Annotated in this window: 14 protein-coding genes; 11 read left to right on the top strand and 3 right to left on the bottom strand. The window is 54.6% G+C overall.

The features are described from left to right. The first annotated feature begins 274 nt into the window (after positions 1–274). The 3 genes from brnQ (at position 275) to malZ (ending at position 5,001) form a co-directional block, all read left to right on the top strand. Positions 275–1,594, top strand: a complete 1,320-nt coding sequence (gene brnQ / locus M4I31_RS17960) for a branched-chain amino acid transporter carrier protein BrnQ (RefSeq protein WP_038638153.1) — start codon at positions 275–277, stop codon at positions 1,592–1,594. Positions 1,595–1,673: 79 nt separating this feature from the next. Then, positions 1,674–3,047: a proline-specific permease ProY gene (proY, locus tag M4I31_RS17955; RefSeq protein WP_042310145.1), complete on the top strand. Its 1,374-nt coding sequence runs from the start codon at positions 1,674–1,676 to the stop codon at positions 3,045–3,047. 139 nt (positions 3,048–3,186) lie between these two features. Then, a complete protein-coding gene (malZ, locus tag M4I31_RS17950; RefSeq protein WP_085047651.1) occupies positions 3,187–5,001 on the top strand; it encodes a maltodextrin glucosidase in 1,815 nt (604 codons plus the stop codon). Here malZ and M4I31_RS17945 read toward each other — a convergent pair. Then, a complete protein-coding gene (locus tag M4I31_RS17945; RefSeq protein ID WP_085047650.1) occupies positions 4,995–5,897 on the bottom strand; it encodes a LysR family transcriptional regulator in 903 nt (300 codons plus the stop codon). The two genes, malZ and M4I31_RS17945, sit on opposite strands and share 7 nt — an antisense overlap. A 273-nt stretch (positions 5,898–6,170) precedes the next feature. Here M4I31_RS17945 and M4I31_RS17940 point away from each other — a divergent pair, with 273 nt between their 5' ends. From M4I31_RS17940 to M4I31_RS17920, 5 genes are all read left to right on the top strand, one after another. Beyond that, positions 6,171–6,812 carry a hydrolase gene (locus tag M4I31_RS17940; RefSeq protein ID WP_003021513.1) on the top strand — a complete coding sequence of 214 codons (642 nt, stop codon included), beginning with the start codon at positions 6,171–6,173 and terminating at the stop codon, positions 6,810–6,812. Positions 6,813–6,985: 173 nt separating this feature from the next. Then, positions 6,986–7,531 carry an antibiotic biosynthesis monooxygenase gene (locus M4I31_RS17935; protein WP_038638169.1) on the top strand — a complete coding sequence of 182 codons (546 nt, stop codon included), beginning with the start codon at positions 6,986–6,988 and terminating at the stop codon, positions 7,529–7,531. Between the two features lie 21 nt (positions 7,532–7,552). Continuing rightward, positions 7,553–9,421, top strand: a complete 1,869-nt coding sequence (locus M4I31_RS17930) for an amidohydrolase (RefSeq protein WP_085047649.1) — start codon at positions 7,553–7,555, stop codon at positions 9,419–9,421. A gap of 136 nt (positions 9,422–9,557) precedes the next feature. Further along, entirely contained in the window at positions 9,558–12,179 is a 2,622-nt protein-coding gene (locus M4I31_RS17925) for a DUF2339 domain-containing protein (protein WP_085047648.1), read from the top strand. Further along, on the top strand, positions 12,176–13,573 hold the full coding sequence (locus M4I31_RS17920; protein ID WP_085047647.1) for a DUF3999 domain-containing protein: 1,398 nt from the start codon (positions 12,176–12,178) through the stop codon (positions 13,571–13,573). The genes M4I31_RS17925 and M4I31_RS17920 overlap by 4 nt, the downstream gene beginning before the upstream one ends. A gap of 48 nt (positions 13,574–13,621) precedes the next feature. On the opposite strand, the gene M4I31_RS17915 is transcribed toward M4I31_RS17920, so the two are convergent. Continuing rightward, positions 13,622–14,224, bottom strand: coding sequence for a peroxiredoxin (locus M4I31_RS17915; protein ID WP_003021524.1), 603 nt, complete (start codon positions 14,222–14,224; stop codon positions 13,622–13,624). Positions 14,225–14,392: 168 nt separating this feature from the next. Next, positions 14,393–14,974: an ACP phosphodiesterase gene (gene acpH / locus M4I31_RS17910; RefSeq protein ID WP_038638179.1), complete on the bottom strand. Its 582-nt coding sequence runs from the start codon at positions 14,972–14,974 to the stop codon at positions 14,393–14,395. A gap of 90 nt (positions 14,975–15,064) precedes the next feature. On the opposite strand from acpH, the gene queA reads away from it, so the two are divergent. The 3 genes from queA to yajC are packed head-to-tail and all read left to right on the top strand — an operon-like array spanning position 15,065 to position 17,671. Next, on the top strand, positions 15,065–16,135 hold the full coding sequence (gene queA / locus M4I31_RS17905) for a tRNA preQ1(34) S-adenosylmethionine ribosyltransferase-isomerase QueA (protein ID WP_085047646.1): 1,071 nt from the start codon (positions 15,065–15,067) through the stop codon (positions 16,133–16,135). 53 nt (positions 16,136–16,188) lie between these two features. Next, complete coding sequence (tgt, locus tag M4I31_RS17900; RefSeq protein WP_003021535.1) at positions 16,189–17,316, top strand: tRNA guanosine(34) transglycosylase Tgt; 1,128 nt, start codon at positions 16,189–16,191, stop codon at positions 17,314–17,316. Positions 17,317–17,338: 22 nt separating this feature from the next. Then, positions 17,339–17,671, top strand: coding sequence for a preprotein translocase subunit YajC (gene yajC / locus M4I31_RS17895; protein WP_003021544.1), 333 nt, complete (start codon positions 17,339–17,341; stop codon positions 17,669–17,671). Positions 17,672–17,686: the final 15 nt, after the last annotated feature.

The raw sequence follows: 17,686 nt of genomic DNA, 5'->3' as shown, positions 1-17,686 counted from the left end.
GAAATGGTTTTTTGTGCTAACTGCATTTTTCATATCGCTATATTGTTCTGGTTTTTGGATCCCACCTTGCTTTAAAACGTTATAAGCGTTTAAATTGCGCTCCAGATGCTGTCATACCGACTGCATTTACGCGGTAAATCGAAAAACTATTCTTCGCCGCGCCAGGTCGGGAGTGTTTCCCGCTGGAATTGAGCAAAAATGCCGCTGTATTGTCCCCCAGGGAAAGGCAAAAATTTATTATTTTCAACACCACATCCACAGGCAGTAAGACTTTATGACCCATCAGTTAAAATCGCGCGATATTATCGCTTTGGGATTTATGACATTTGCACTGTTCGTTGGTGCAGGTAACATCATCTTCCCCCCAATGGTTGGTTTGCAGGCAGGCGAACACGTCTGGACTGCGGCTTTTGGCTTTTTGATTACCGCCGTTGGTCTTCCGGTACTTACCGTTGTCGCGCTGGCGAAAGTCGGTGGCGGTGTGGACAGCCTGAGTACGCCTATCGGTAAGGTTGCTGGATTGCTGCTGGCCACCGTCTGCTATCTGGCGGTTGGTCCATTGTTCGCGACGCCGCGTACCGCAACGGTCTCTTTCGAAGTCGGGATTGCGCCGCTGACCGGTGACTCTGCGCTGCCGCTGTTCATCTACAGCGTGGTCTATTTTGCGATTGTTATTTTGGTGTCGCTGTATCCAGGCAAACTGCTGGATACCGTCGGCAACTTCCTTGCTCCGCTGAAAATCCTTGCGCTGGTAGTACTGTCTGTCGCCGCGATTGTCTGGCCGGCAGGCCCGATCAGCAATGCGATGGAAGCCTATCAAACCGCAGCATTTTCGAATGGTTTCGTAAATGGCTATCTGACCATGGATACGCTGGGCGCGATGGTATTTGGTATTGTTATTGTTAACGCCGCCCGCTCGCGTGGCGTTACCGAGTCGCGTCTGCTGACCCGTTACACCGTTTGGGCTGGTTTGATGGCGGGTGTGGGCTTAACGCTGCTGTACCTTGCGTTGTTCCGTCTGGGCTCCGATAGCGCAATTCTGGTCGATCAGTCAGCTAACGGCGCGGCGATTCTGCATGCGTATGTTCAGCACACCTTTGGCGGCGCAGGAAGCTTCCTGCTGGCGGCGCTGATTTTCATCGCCTGTCTGGTGACTGCGGTTGGCCTGACCTGCGCGTGCGCAGAGTTCTTTGCCCAGTACGTTCCACTGTCTTATCGTACGCTGGTATTTATCCTCGGCGGCTTCTCAATGGTGGTCTCTAACCTGGGGCTGAGCCATCTGATTCAGATCTCTATTCCGGTGCTGACGGCTATCTATCCGCCATGTATCGCACTGGTTGTATTAAGTTTTACCCGCTCATGGTGGCATAATTCTTCCCGCGTCATTGCACCTGCGATGTTTATCAGCCTGATTTTTGGTATCCTTGATGGCATTAAAGCTTCTGCAATTGGCGACGTGTTACCGGCCTGGACCCAGCGTTTACCGCTGGCGGAACAAGGGCTGGCGTGGTTGATGCCAACAGTCGTGATGGTGATCCTGGCAATTATCTGGGATCGCGCCGCGGGTCGACAAGTGACCTCCAGCGCGCACTAATCACTGACAATAAGTTTTAACCACGGGGCTATTAATATGGCCCCGTGGTTTTTTTATTGTGTTAACAGGTTAGGAATCGATGGAAAGTAATAACAAGCTAAAGCGTGGGCTGAGCACCCGGCACATTCGCTTTATGGCATTAGGTTCGGCAATTGGCACCGGGCTGTTTTACGGCTCTGCCGACGCGATCAAAATGGCGGGGCCGAGCGTGTTGCTGGCCTATATTATCGGTGGCGCTGCGGCATATATCATCATGCGCGCGCTGGGCGAAATGTCTGTGCATAATCCTGCAGCCAGTTCTTTCTCGCGCTATGCGCAGGAAAACCTCGGGCCGTTGGCGGGTTACATTACCGGCTGGACCTACTGTTTTGAAATCCTGATTGTCGCCATTGCCGACGTTACTGCCTTCGGCATTTACATGGGGGTCTGGTTCCCGGCGGTACCGCACTGGATATGGGTACTCAGCGTGGTGCTGATTATTTGCGCCATCAACCTGATGAGCGTGAAGGTGTTTGGCGAGCTGGAGTTCTGGTTCTCGTTCTTTAAAGTCGCCACTATTATCATCATGATTGTCGCCGGGTTCGGCATCATCATTTGGGGCATTGGCAACGGCGGTCAACCTACCGGTATCCATAACCTGTGGAGTAACGGCGGCTTCTTTAGCAACGGCTGGCTCGGCATGGTGATGTCGCTACAAATGGTGATGTTCGCTTACGGCGGGATAGAGATTATCGGTATTACTGCAGGTGAAGCGAAAGACCCGGAAAAATCTATTCCGCGTGCTATCAATTCCGTACCGATGCGTATCCTGGTATTTTACGTGGGGACGCTGTTCGTCATTATGTCTATTTACCCGTGGAACCAGGTTGGCACCGACGGGAGTCCGTTCGTCCTGACGTTCCAGCATATGGGCATTACCTTTGCCGCCGGGATCCTCAACTTTGTGGTTCTCACTGCATCGCTGTCGGCTATCAACTCTGACGTCTTCGGCGTGGGGCGTATGCTGCACGGTATGGCGGAGCAGGGCAGTGCGCCAAAAATGTTCGCCAAGACGTCGCGTCGCGGTGTGCCATGGGTCACGGTGATGGTGATGACTATCGCGCTGCTGTTTGCGGTTTATCTTAACTACATCATGCCGGAAAACGTCTTCCTGGTGATCGCCTCACTGGCGACCTTCGCCACGGTGTGGGTGTGGATTATGATCCTGCTGTCGCAGATTGCCTTCCGCCGCCGTCTGCCGCCGGAAGAGGTCAAGGCGCTGAAATTTAAAGTACCAGGTGGGGTAACAACCACCGTTGTTGGCCTGATTTTCCTCGTCTTTATCATCGCGCTTATCGGCTACCATCCGGATACCCGCATTTCACTGTACGTTGGTTTCGCGTGGATTGCCCTGCTGCTGGTGGGCTGGGTATTTAAACGCCGCCGCGAGCGTCAACTGGCTGAAGTGCAGTAATTTTTTGCCGGGTAACGCGTCGCGTCGCCCGGCAATTTTCTCCTCCCCCGAACTCCTCCCCTAATAAACGTTAAGATGATGAGTGATCCTGCTCTTTGCTATGGCAAGGTGGCTTCATTTTCATCAAAGGGGATACGTGATGTTGAACGCCTGGCACCTTCCGGTTGCCCCATTTGTTAAGCAAAACAAAGATCAACTGACAATTACGCTGTGGCTGGCCGGGGAAAATCCACCTCAGCGGGTGACGCTACGCGCAGAAAACGATAACGAAGAGATTTCGCTCTCCATGCACAAGCTGCGCAGCCAGCCGCAGCCGGGCGTAACCGCGTGGCGAGCGGCGATCGATCTTGCCAGCGGCCAACCTCGTCGGCGCTATAGCTTTAAATTATTGTGGCCCGATCGTCAGCTGTGGTTTACACCGCAGGGATTCAGCCGTTTTCCGCCTGCGCGTCTGGAGCAGTTTGCTGTTGATGTGCCGGATAACGGTCCGCAGTGGGTAGCTGACCAGATTTTCTATCAGATTTTCCCGGATCGCTTTGCCCGCAGCCAGTCGCGTGAGCCGGCTCCAAACGTCTATTACCACCACGCAGCCGGGCATGACATCGTGCGTCGCGAGTGGGATGAACCGCTGACCGCTCAGGCCGGAGGATCGACATTTTATGGCGGCGATTTAGACGGCATCAGCGAAAAGCTGCCGTATCTGAAAACGCTAGGGGTTACGGCGCTGTATCTGAACCCGGTATTTACCGCGCCGAGCGTGCATAAATACGATACCGAAGATTACCGTCATGTTGATCCACAGTTTGGCGGCGACAACGCGCTGCTGCGCTTGCGTCACAACACGCAACAGCAGGGCATGCGTCTGATTCTGGACGGTGTCTTTAACCACAGCGGCGATTCACACCCCTGGTTTGATCGGCATAACTGTGGGACGGATGGGGCGTGTTACAACCCGCACTCCCCCTGGCGTGACTGGTATCATTTCTCTGCCGACGGTGTGGCGCTTGACTGGCTTGGCTATGCCAGCCTACCCAAGCTGGATTTTTGTTCGCAAAGCCTGGTCAATGAGATTTATCGTGGGGAAGACAGTATCGTTCGTCACTGGCTGAAAGCGCCGTGGAGTATGGACGGCTGGCGTCTTGATGTCGTGCATATGCTGGGAGAGGGCGGCGGGGCGCGCAACAACCTGCACCATGTGGCGGGGATTACGCAGGCGGCAAAAGAAACCCAGCCTGAAGCGTATGTTGTGGGTGAACATTTTGGTGATGCGCGCCAGTGGTTGCAGGCGGATGCAGAAGATGCCGCCATGAACTATCGCGGTTTTACTTTCCCCATCTGGGGATTTCTGGCCAATACGGATATCTCGTACGACCCGCAATCTATTGATGCCCAAACCTGTATGGCGTGGATGGATAACTACCGCGCGGGTCTGTCGCATCAGCAGCAACTGCGGATGTTCAATCAGCTCGACAGCCACGATACCGCCCGTTTTAAATCCTTGCTTGGCAAAGACGTGGCGCGTTTACCGTTGGCGGTGGTATGGCTGTTTACCTGGCCTGGCGTGCCTTGTATTTATTACGGTGACGAGGTGGGTCTGGACGGTAATAACGACCCGTTCTGTCGTAAGCCGTTCCCGTGGCAACCTGAAAAACAGGACACTCATTTGCTTGAGCTGTATCAGCGGCTGGCAAAATTACGCCATCAAAGCCAGGCGTTACGCCATGGCGGTTGTCAGGTGATTTACGCCGAAGATAACGTGGTCGTGTTTATGCGGGTGCTCAACCGCCAGCGCGTGCTGGTGGCGATTAACCGTGGTCAGGCCTGTGAAGTAGTCCTGCCAGCCTCGCCACTACTGCGTGTCGCTCAATGGCAGCACAAAGAGGGTAACGGCCTGCTCGCTGACGATATCCTGACGCTGCCGGCGATCTCCGCCTCGGTGTGGATGGGTCATTGATACAAGCGCGCAATCTCCGGGCTCGCCAGCAGCGTTTCTCGCCACCAGCGCTGCGCAAGCCCGTCGCGGCTGTTACGCCATGCCATATAGGCCACATCTTTTTGGCGAAATGAGATGACCGTTTTTTCCACCAGTTCGCCTGTGGCAAGCCACGGGCTGGCAATGTGGCGGGGAAGAAATCCGCAGCCCATGCCGGCTCGCAGTAACATCACCTTACTGTGGAAGTCATCGACGCGAATCTGCGCCTGTTCGTCCATCAGATTGGTTTGCAGCGGATGGCAAAAGCGGGCGCTGTCGCTGATAACAATGGCCCGATGCAGGCACAGCTGTTCGTTTGTCAGGCCATCCGGCGCGGCGGCCAGCGGATGTTCGGGTGCCACGACAAATACATTATCCAGCGTGCCGAGCATTTTGTAGGACCAGGCGGCTGACGTTGGCGGTTCATTAATCGCCCCCAGAATGATGTCTGCGCCATTATGGGTCAGTTCCTCCCAGGAGCCTGCCAGCGTATGGTGGGTAAAACTCAGCCGGGTTTGCTTATTCAGCGCGTGAAATTCATCAATAATGGGCAGCAGCGTGGCGAAAGGGAAAGAGTCATCCAGCGCGATTGCCAGCTCTTTTTCCCAACCTGAACTCAGTTGTACCGCCTGCTTTTCGAGATCTTTGGCCGCACTCAGCAGCAAACGTCCCTTTTCCAGCATCATCAGCCCGGTGTCGGTAAATTTCGCCCGGTGCCCGGAGCGGTCAAGCAGCTCAATATTCAAATCGCTTTCCAGCTTCTGAATCATATAGCTGAGTGCCGCAGGGGTTTTAAACAGCGATTCGGCTGCTGCGGCAAATGAACCCTGTTTGTCGAGTGCGTCGAGGATTAGCAAAACATCCAGATTGATGCGCATAAGCAGAAAATATCCTGAAAAATAAACTCCTCTGTTGTACCGAATGAAGAAAAACAATGCCAGTGAATAAATTAGATGAGTCATGCGCATTTTTTTGATGTTGTTTAGGATATATCGCAACACAGAATTAATAGTTTCACAGGATGGTTAGTTTTCTTTAATAACTCGTTAGAAATTTCCCGCTATACTCAACAAGCTTTCTGATTCAGGATCCTGCTGCTGACGGCAGATACAGACCGTTGCCTTTTAACTTATTGATTAAGAAGGTGTGTTATGTCTATTCGGGAACTGATTGACCCTCAAAACTCTACGCTGATTTTTATTGATCATCAGCCGCAAATGTCATTTGGTGTGGCAAATATTGATCGCCAGACTTTGAAAAATAATACTGTGGCATTAGCGAAAGCCGGCAAGATATTTAATGTTCCAGTGATTTATACCTCTGTGGAAACAAAAAGTTTTAGCGGCTATATCTGGCCGGAATTGTTAGCGGTTCACCCCGATGTGAAGCCTATTGAACGCACGTCTATGAACTCTTGGGAAGATGCGGCGTTTGTGAAAGCCGTGGAAGCGACCGGGCGCAAAAAATTGATTATCTCCGCGCTGTGGACCGAAGTCTGCCTGACCTTCCCGGCGCTGATGGCGCTGGAAGCGGGTTATGAAGTGTATGTGGTGACCGACACGTCCGGCGGCACGTCTGTGGATGCCCACGAGCGTTCTATTGACCGGATGGTGCAGGCGGGCGCAGTCCCCGTAACCTGGCAACAGGTTCTTCTTGAGTACCAGCGTGACTGGTCCCGCAAAGAAACCTACGACGCCGTAATGGATTTGGTGCGCGAACATAGCGGCGCCTACGGTATGGGCGTGGATTACGCCTATACCATGGTGCATGGCGCGCCGGAACGTAAAGCCTAAATACACTTCATCCTTCATGCTGCATCTTTGTTGGCTTCGCTTGCGTACCCCGGTCACTTACTGATGTAAGCTCCCGGGGGTCCACAACCTTGCCGCCTCGATGCACCATGAATGATTTTGTGTATTGCTTTCCTGGCCTAAGCGGTCTGATTCCTCTCAACAAGGAACCCTTCATGGCGCAGAACAAACATGTGACGTTGGTGATTACCCATACCCTGCAGCCTGAGCAGGCGCGGCGGTATGAGCAGTGGCTGGGGAAAATCATGCCGGTGGCGGCCGAGTTTCCCGGTCATCTCGGGGCGAATGTGATTCGCCCTGCGGAGGGCGAGAATCTGTGGAACATTATTATCCGCTTCGACACGCTGGAGCATTTGTACAACTGGACCCAGTCCGATACGCGCCGTGTGCTGGTGGAAGAGATAGCTCCGCTGCTGGCAGAAGGTGACAAAACCGAAATTCGTACCGAAGCGGCGTTCTGGTTTACGCCGCCCGCGCCCCATGTACGCCAGCCCAGGCGCTGGAAACAGTTCCTGATAACTCTGCTGGTGATTTTTCCCAGCACTAACCTGGTGCCGTGGTTGACCGGCATTGTGCTGCCTGCAATGAAGGGCTCGTTACTCCTGCATCTTATCAATGATGCGTGTGTGGTTGCGCTGGTGGTCTGGTTCTGGATGCCCATCGTAACCCGTCTGTTTGCCGGATGGCTGAAAAAAGCCTGACCGGTTTCTCAGGAGATTGTTATGTCGCAAACTGCCACACTGATTCTGACTCACGGAAAAATTCATACTCTCGACAGACAAAGCCCACAGGTCGAGGCGGTCGCGATCGCCAACGGGAAGATCCTGGCGACCGGTAACCACGACCGGATCATGAGCTTTGCCGCCGAAGGAACGCAGATTGTCGATCTGCAAGGACATACGGTGATCCCCGGCTTAAATGATTCACACCTGCACCTGATTCGCGGTGGTCTGAATTACAACCTGGAACTGCGTTGGGAAGGCGTACCGTCGCTGGCGGATGCACTACGCATGCTCAAAGAGCAGGCTGACAGAACGCCGTCGCCGCAATGGGTGCGCGTGGTAGGCGGCTGGAGCGAATTCCAGTTTGCCGAACGGCGCATGCCGACTCTGGAAGAACTGAATGAAGCCGCGCCAGATACCCCGGTATTTGTTCTGCATCTGTACGACAGAGCGTTGCTGAATCGCGCGGCGCTGAAAGCCGTGGGCTACACCAAAGCGACGCCGGATCCGGCTGGCGGTGAGATTGTGCGTGATAGCAACGGCAACCCGACCGGAATGCTGATCGCCAAACCCAACGCCATGATCCTTTATTCGACGCTGGCGAAAGGGCCAAAGCTGCCGCTGGAAATGCAGGTCAATTCGACCCGCCAGTTTATGCGCGAGCTGAACCGCCTGGGACTGACCAGCGCCATCGATGCGGGCGGCGGCTTTCAGAGCTACCCGGAAGATTACGAGATCATTGAGCAGTTGCACGCCAACAAGCAGATGACGGTGCGTATCGCCTACAACTTGTTTACTCAGCGTCCTAAGCAGGAGCTGGAGGACTTTGAACGCTGGACCGATATGCTCAAGCCCGGACAGGGCACCGATTTCTACCGTGCTAATGGCGCAGGGGAAATGTTGGTCTTCTCGGCAGCTGATTTTGAAGATTTCCTGCAACCACGTCCGGATCTACCGGAAGGTATGGAAGAAGAACTGGAACGCGTGGTTCGCCACCTGGTGGAGCATCGCTGGCCGTTCCGTCTGCATGCCACCTATGATGAATCCATCAGCCGCATGCTGGATGTGTTCGAGAAGGTGAATCGCGATATCCCGTTCAATGGCCTGCACTGGTTCTTCGATCACGCCGAAACGATTACCGAACGCAATATCGAGCGCGTCAAAGCGTTGGGCGGCGGGATAGCAGTTCAGCACCGAATGGCGTTCCAGGGGGAGTATTTTGTCGATCGCTATGGCAAAGACGCGGTCAAGCATACGCCGCCGGTGGCGAAAATGCTGGCGGCTGATGTTCCGGTAGGGCTGGGGACTGACGCCACCCGCGTGGCCAGCTATAACCCGTGGACCGCGCTGTACTGGCTGGTTTCGGGCCGTACCGTTGGTGGTATGGCGATGTATGATGATAACAATCGCCTGCCGCGCGATGTGGCGCTGGAACTGTGGACGGCCGGTAGCGCCTGGTTCTCCAGCGAACAGGGTAAGAAAGGGCGTATCGAGAAAGATCAACTGGCCGACCTGGTGGTGCTGTCTAAAGATTATTTCAGCGTGCCGGAAGAAGAGATCAAAGGCATCGAGTCGGTGATGACTATTGTCGATGGTAAAGTTGTGTACGCAGCCGGGCATTTCACTCCGCTGGCACCGCCAGCCATTCCGGTTGTGCCGGACTGGTCGCCGGTGGTGAAGGTGCCGGGGCACTATCGCTCAGCGCCGCCTGCTGCGGCGAAAATTGGCGCAATGGTACAGATGCACCAGTGCTGCGGTAGCTGCGGCGTACACGGTCATCAGCATGACATCGCGCGCAAGTCGGGGATTCCGGTGTCAGATGACAGGGCTTTCTGGGGCGCGCTGGGTTGTTCCTGCTTCGCGTTTTAATCTCTCATCACAGCCCCTGGCCAAACGCAGGGGCTGATTGGATTTTCTGAAAAGCGGGTCATAGTGTTAACAGATATGGCACAACTGCAACAATTTGTGTCATTCTGGTCTGTCTTTACACAGTGAAGGTGGAAACATGGATGAGCTGCTAACCCTTGGCTGCATTGTTTTATTCTTCGCGTTGGTCGTGGTTCCTGGTCTCGCGATCGTGGCATACAGACGCAGTGCGGCGGTACGTTCTGAGCTGGCGGCTTTGCGCCGTCGGGTAGAGGAACTTGAGCTGCGCGGTGTGGCGTCAGAGTCTGTGGCACAGGCTGCCGCCGATGCGCCAACGCCTGCGATGAGCAGCGTGGCGCCGGAACCTGATGCTGAGCCGACGCCTGAACCCGTTAACCCGTGGTCTTCACAGCAAAAGCCGGATAAAGCGGCGGTCTCCACGCCCAACGCCCAGCGGCCTTCTGCTTTTGGCGGGGTGATATCATCGCTGGTGCGCTGGTTTATGCAGGGCAACCCGTTGGCAAAGCTCGGTATATTGCTCCTGTTCCTGGGACTTTCTTTCCTGCTGCGTTACACCGTCGAACATTCTCTGTTTCCGCTTGAGCTGCGCCTGGTGGCGGCCGCGCTGTTTGCTATTGTCCTGTTGGCGCTGGGCTGGCGGTTGCGGCATAAGCAACCGGTCTATGCGCTGATCTTACAGGGCGGGGCCACGGGAGCACTCTATCTCACCGTCTTTGGCGCGTTCCGGCTGTGGCAAATGCTGCCAATGACGCTAGCATTTGCGCTGCTGGTGGCGATTTGCGCGGCGAGCGTGGGTCTGGCTATTTTGCAAAAGGCACTCAGCCTGGCGATGCTGGCAAGCCTTGGCGGCTATCTCGCGCCGCTGCTGCTTTCCTCCGGCGGCGGCAGTCATGTCGCGCTTTTCTCTTTCTATCTTCTGCTCTCGGTCGGCATTCTCGCCATTAGCATCTGGCAGCACTGGCGGGAGCTGAATTTGCTCGGCCTGCTGTTTACCTTTGGCGTTGGCGGTTTGTGGGGGCTGGAGGACTATCGACCTGAGTATTACCTGAGCTGCCAACTGTTCCTGATCGCCAACACCATTATTTTTGGCGTGCTGAGCGTGGCGCTGTCGCTTCGTGCGCAGGAAAAAGGCAAGCAGATTATTGATGGCGTGCTGCTGTTTGCCCCTCCGCTGGTAGGTTTTGGCATGCAGTACGCCATTACGCGGCATATGACATATGGTCCGGCGCTGAGCGCGCTGGGCTACGGTGGTTTCTATCTGGTGTTGGCGACGCTGGCGTTGCGGCGTTCGTCTTTGCCGGGGAGACCGCTGGTATTGGCTGCCCTGGCGCTTGGCGGCGCATTTACTACCCTGGCTATCCCGTTGGCGCTTTCAGCCCGTTGGACGGCGATGGCCTGGTCGCTGGAGGGACTTGGGATCCTCTGGCTGGGTATCCAACAGCAGCAGCGACGCATGAGTTATAGCGGTACGGCGCTGCTCGTGCTGGCCGTGGGCAGCGCGCTATGGGCGCTGGCGAACGGCACAACGGCGCTCTCAGTGATGCTGATATTTGCCGTGCTTAGCCTCAGTTGGCTGGCTGCCGCATGGCTATGGCGCAGCATTCGGATGCAGGGCAGTTGGGGGCTACTCGCTGGCGGTTTGCTTTTCTGGATTACTGCCCTCGTTGCGGTATCGCAGCTCGTCCTGAAACAGGAGCGGTGGGTGCTGTCTGGCGTGTTGGCATTAATGGCGGTATCGGTCTGGGGCTGGCGTACGATTGCTGATCGCCTGGCATGGCGGGAGCTGGATGCCAGTAAATGGCTGTTATGGCCGACGATGCTGGTGATGCTGATGTATCAGATCTCCTGGCAGCAGATTTTTGCTGCGGGCTGGCCGAATCTGGCCTGGTGCGCGGCGCTAATTGTTGCAGTTGCGCTGCTCTGGCGTGACGCACAGATATTACCGCCAACGCTTTCCCGGCTGGCGCATTTGTCATTCTTCTGGATGATTGTACTGGCGCTGGCGGTTGAGCTGTTCTGGTTCGCCCAGGCGCTACCGTGGGGGAGGGCCGCGTGGGGAAGCGGCCTGATGATGGCGGCTGGCGGGTTGCTGATTTTCCTGGTTTATCAAGCTGTTCAGCGCAAGCTCTGGCCATTTCGTATCTGGCCAGCCTTATATTCTGTGCAGGCGATGGTTCCCGTTGCGCTGGTGCTGGTCGGTCTGCTCGTGTTGACGAATTTACAGGATGGCGTGGTTTATCGTCAGACGTATCTGCCGTTGCTCAACCCGCTGGAAGAGGGCGCAGCTTTTGCCCTGCTAGGGTTGATCATGTTTTATCGCGCGTCTGAACGCTATTTCCCGGTGCAGCTTTCGGTGTGCCGCCCATGGCCGGTTGTGGCGCTGATGGCGCTCGGCTTTTGGTGGCTTAATGGTTTGTTGCTGCGCGCGTTGTCCTGGTATGGTGAAGTTGCGTGGAATGTACACGCCCTGTGGGATTCGCGGTTGATTCAAACCTGTTTTGCTCTGTTCTGGATGCTAACGGCATTGGTGGTGATGCTGCAGGCAACCCGGCGTCGCTCGCGGCAGGAATGGCTGTGTGGAGCCGTTTTGCTGGGGATAGTCATTATTAAACTGATGCTGGTGGACAGCGCGGGAGGCGGCGGTCTGGCGCGCGCGGTCGCGTTTATTGGCGTCGCCATTCTGGTGCTGATTATCGGGTATTTTTCACCCTTACCGCCCAAAGCTGGAGAAGAAAAATGAAATGGATTAAAGCGGTTCTCTGGAGTGCTCTGTTAGGAGCAACCGGTGCGGCGTGGGGCAGTAATACGGTTACGGATGCGCCAGTAGACTACGCGAAGGGCGTGAAGCTCTTAACGCCGGGTTCAGAGCAATGGTATTGCCTGCCTCTGCCTTTAGCGGTGTACCATGAGGCAGTCTGGCCGGATTTACGTGATATCCGGGTGTTCAACCGTCAGGGCGAGGTAGTGCCTTTCACTCTGCTGGCTGAAAAAACGCAGGCAACGTCCCCGAGAACGATTCCTCTGCGCCTTTTTCCGTTTGATTCTACGGTGCAACAGGTGACGCCAAAGCAAGATGATGAAAGACCCGCGGTCCTGCTTCGTGCTAAAAATGGCATCGAAATTCGCTTCGAAAGTGAAAACCTGCAATCCATCGGGCAGAGTTATTTAATCGCCTTGCCAGACGATGTCAAAGAGACGCCATCGCTGTCCCAGTTGCGTTTAAACTGGGATGCGCCTGCGAAAAACTGGCAGGGAACGGCATCGCTTTATTACAGCCGAGATTTACGTGACTGGAGGTTGATTACAGGAAATGCGCCGCTGATGGATCTGACGCATAGCGACGACCGATTGAAAATGGACACCTTAGGCGTCGGTGATTTGCGCATGTCCGCTGGTGGTGTCCCCTGGCTGTTGCTGATTCTTGATTCGCAAAGCCCTGCTTTAAATCTGACCGGCGTGAGTGCGATAACCCGTGAGGAGCCTCCGCTTACCCGGCCTGTTTCGATGGATGCTGAAGCGGAGAGAATTGCCGAAAACCAGGCGATTTGGCGCTGGTCCAGGCCGCAACCGTTGACTTCATTAAAGATTTCACTGGATTACGAAGGCGTATTGCCGGTTGAACTTGAATGGCGCAAGGGAGAAAAAGACGCCTGGCAGCCTTTAACCCGAACGGTTCTCTACAATCTGGAAAATCAGCATTCGGATGATATTCCACTCTCCGGTGAGTTAGTCGAGGCGGTCCGGATGACGACGCTTCAGGCGCGTTTACCCGCCACCTTACCCGTACTGAGAGGGGAGCGCGACAGCTATAAAGTGATTTTTAACGCGCAAGGCCAAAGCCCGTTTATCCTGGCATGGGGTAACAAAGCGGCGGAACCCGCGAGCATCAGTCTGGCGATGCTGATCCCGGAGGCGTTACGTAAGCACAACGATCCTGACAAAATGCCGCAGGCATTGGAGGATGAACGGGTTACTCTGGGCGGTGAGGGTCGGCTGACGGCAACGTCAGTCGCTGAGCAACAAAGCCAGTGGAAAACGCTGTTGGTGTGGGGGGCGTTAATCCTTGGCGTCGCCGTACTGGCGCTGATGGCGTGGCGAATCTGGCGTGAAGTGAAAAAGGGTAATCCGACATAAACCCATAAAAAAGGCCCGCATTGCGGGCCTTTTGTCGATTCATGCCAATTACAGGCTGGAAACGTTCTCGGTCAGGTATTTTGCCACGCCGTCCGGAGACGCGTTCATACCTTCTTTACCTTTTTCCCACTGCGCCGGGCAAACGTCGCCGTGCTCTTCGTGGAACTGCAGCGCGTCAACCATGCGCAGCATTTCGTCGATGTTACGACCCAGCGGCAGATCGTTAACCACCTGGTGACGAACAACGCCGTTAGCGTCGATCAGGAAAGAACCACGCAGAGCAACGCCCGCTTCCGGGTGCTCGATGCCGTAGGCTTTCTGGATTTCGCGTTTGATGTCAGCAACCATTGCGTATTTCACCGCACCGATGCCGCCTTTGTCGACAGGGGTGTTACGCCATGCGTTGTGGACAAATTCAGAGTCGAAAGAAACGCCAACAACTTCAACGCCGCGCTTCTGGAATTCTTCGTAACGTTTGTCGAATGCGATCAGTTCAGACGGGCAAACGAAAGTGAAGTCCATCGGCCAGAAGAACAGAACGGTGGTTTTACCGTTGGTATGCTGTTTGAAGTTGAAGTTTTCAACGATCTCACCGCTACCCAGTACCGCAGCTGCTGTGAAATCCGGAGCCTGACGAGTTACCAGTACCATATAATTCTCCTGCAATGTTAAGGGGTTTTTGGAACGCAACGCGGGCCAGTATAGAGAGTGTTCGTGAATAAGACAAAGAGGCGCTGGCAATCAATGAGACAGGTTTTGTCTATCAATCTTTTACCGGATGGTGGCTAAGGCTTATCCGGCGCGTTATGCGGGCTGCAATCAAAGGGTTTTACGCTGCGCCTGTTCCATCATCTGCGGATAAAACTGCCAGAAACGTTCTTCTAACGCATCATAATGCGTATCCAGGTCATACCATGAGGCGCGCAGGGCATCGAGACGCGGACGGCGGCTGGCCATGCCGTTCAGGACGTTCTGGATAAAATCCATGTCACGATAGCGCTCAAGCCATTTTTCTGACCATATATAGTTGTTTAAGTTAATAAAGCGCGGCGGCGATTCCGGCAAAATTGTGGTCACCTGGGTACGGGCATAGCGCACAAAGTCTACCAGCGGGAAGTCTGGGGAGATTTCCGCCCAGTGGCGCGACAGAAAGTGATCCCACATCACGTCCAGCGTAATTGGCGCGACGCGGCGCGTTTCGCTACGAAACCACTCTTTGGCTTCACGCACCTGCGGCAGGTTATCGGTCATCACGTCGATACGACGGTGCATGAAGATGCCTTCCACCACCTCAGGCGAAAAATGCGTTTCCGGATTACCCCGGACAAAATCGGCCAGCAGATTGCCGGAAAGCGAGCTGTCGGCAAGATGAGCGAGATGCAAATGTGCAAGAAAATTCATAGTTAAACGTTTATCCAGAGGGGTAAAGGTTGCAGGGAGAACGCCCCGGCACTAGACTACCCGCCTCTTATTTTAGTCTGAGTCAGTGTCATGCGCGTTACCGATTTCACCTTTGAACTACCCGAATCCCTGATTGCCCACTATCCGCAAGCTGAGCGCAGTAGCTGCCGCTTGCTGTCTTTGGACGGGCCGACGGGCGCGCTGACGCACGGTACTTTCACCGATTTGCTCGATAAGCTCAACCCTGGCGATTTGCTGGTCTTTAACAATACCCGCGTTATTCCTGCGCGTCTGTTTGGCCGTAAAGCCAGTGGCGGCAAGATTGAAGTGCTGGTCGAACGCATGCTGGATGACAAGCGTATTCTGGCGCATATTCGCGCCTCGAAAGCGCCGAAGCCGGGTGCCGAGCTGCTATTGGGCGACGATGAAAGTATTAAAGCGACGATGGTCGCCCGTCACGACGCGTTGTTTGAAGTGGCGTTTGACGACGAACGCAGCGTGCTCGATATCCTCAACGCCATCGGCCATATGCCGTTGCCGCCGTATATTGACCGCCCGGACGAAGACGCCGACCGCGAGCTGTACCAGACCGTGTATAGCGAAAAACCGGGTGCCGTCGCTGCGCCGACCGCAGGGCTGCACTTTGACGAGCCGCTGCTGGCGAAACTGCGCGATAAAGGCATTGATATGGCGTTCGTCACATTGCACGTCGGCGCGGGTACCTTCCAGCCGGTGCGCGTAGACACTATCGAAGACCACATTATGCACTCCGAATATGCGGAAGTGCCGCAGGATGTGGTTGACGCGGTGCTGGCGGCGAAGGCGCGTGGCAACCGCGTGATAGCCGTGGGAACAACGTCCGTTCGCTCACTGGAAAGCGCGGCGCAGGCTGCAAAAAACGATCTCATTGCGCCGTTCTTCGGCGATACGCAGATATTTATTTATCCAGGCTATAAATACCAGGTGATTGATGCCCTGGTCACCAACTTCCACCTGCCGGAATCGACGCTGATCATGCTGGTTTCTGCGTTTGCTGGTTATAAAAACACCATGCACGCCTACCACGAAGCGGTAAAAGCGGAATATCGCTTTTTTAGTTACGGAGATGCGATGTTTATCACGTACAATCCGCAGGCTATTTCTGAGCGTGTCGGGGAATAAATTTCCGGCATGAGTATTTAACGTCGGACTGTTTTTCTGACGCAGGAGTTAAGATGAAATTTGAACTGGACACCACAGACGGTCGCGCGCGTCGCGGCCGCCTGGTTTTTGATCGTGGCGTAGTGGAAACGCCTGCATTTATGCCGGTCGGTACTTACGGCACCGTAAAAGGCATGACGCCGGAAGAAGTTGAAGCCACCGGCGCGCAGATCATTCTCGGCAACACTTTCCACCTGTGGCTACGCCCGGGTCAGGAAATCATGAAACTGCACGGCGATCTGCACGATTTCATGCAGTGGAAAGGGCCAATCCTTACCGATTCCGGCGGCTTCCAGGTTTTCAGTCTGGGCGATATCCGCAAGATCACCGAGCAGGGCGTGCATTTCCGCAACCCGATCAACGGCGATCCGATTTTCCTCGATCCTGAGAAGTCAATGGAGATTCAATACGATCTCGGTTCCGATATCGTGATGATCTTCGACGAATGTACACCGTACCCGGCCGACTGGGACTATGCTAAACGCTCAATGGAGATGTCTCTGCGTTGGGCGAAGCGCAGTCGCGACCGTTTTGACAGTCTCGGCAACAAAAATGCGCTTTTTGGCATCATTCAGGGCAGCGTTTACGAAGATTTACGTGATATCTCTGTCAAAGGTCTGGTAGATATCGGCTTTGATGGCTACGCTGTCGGCGGTTTGGCTGTCGGTGAGCCGAAGGAAGATATGCACCGCATTCTGGAGCATGTTTGCCCACAGATTCCGGCAGATAAACCGCGTTACCTGATGGGCGTCGGCAAACCAGAAGATCTGGTTGAAGGCGTACGTCGCGGTATCGATATGTTTGACTGCGTGATGCCAACGCGAAATGCCCGTAATGGTCATTTGTTTGTGACTGACGGCGTGGTAAAAATTCGTAACGCGAAACATAAAAGCGACACCAGTCCGCTCGATGCTGAGTGTGATTGCTACACCTGTCGCAATTATTCGCGCGCTTACTTGCATCATCTCGACCGTTGCAACGAAATATTGGGCGCGCGTCTCAACACGATTCATAACCTTCGCTACTACCAGCGTTTGATGGCGGGTTTACGCAAGGCTATTGAAGAGGGTAAATTAGAGAGCTTCGTGACCGATTTTTACCAACGTCAGGGTCGACCAGTTCCACCTGTGAACGTTGATTAATTTTAATAATGAGGGAATTTGAATGAGCTTTTTTATTTCTGATGCGGTAGCGGCAACAGGTGCTCCGGCGCAGGGCAGCCCGATGTCTCTGATTCTGATGCTGGTGGTGTTTGGTCTGATTTTCTACTTTATGATCCTGCGTCCGCAACAAAAGCGTACCAAAGAACACAAAAATCTGATGAACTCCATTGCGAAAGGCGATGAAGTGCTGACTAACGGTGGTCTGGTGGGTCGCGTGACCAAAGTAGCAGAATCTGGCTACATCGCTATTGCGCTGAACGATACCACTGAAGTGGTTATTAAACGTGATTTCGTAGCTGCCGTTCTGCCGAAAGGCACCATGAAGGCGCTGTAATTTATTGTTTTCCCA

The organism is Citrobacter sp. XT1-2-2, from assembly GCF_023516235.1.
GTDB lineage: Bacteria > Pseudomonadota > Gammaproteobacteria > Enterobacterales > Enterobacteriaceae > Citrobacter > Citrobacter werkmanii.
This window is presented reverse-complemented; position numbering and strand designations above follow the sequence as displayed.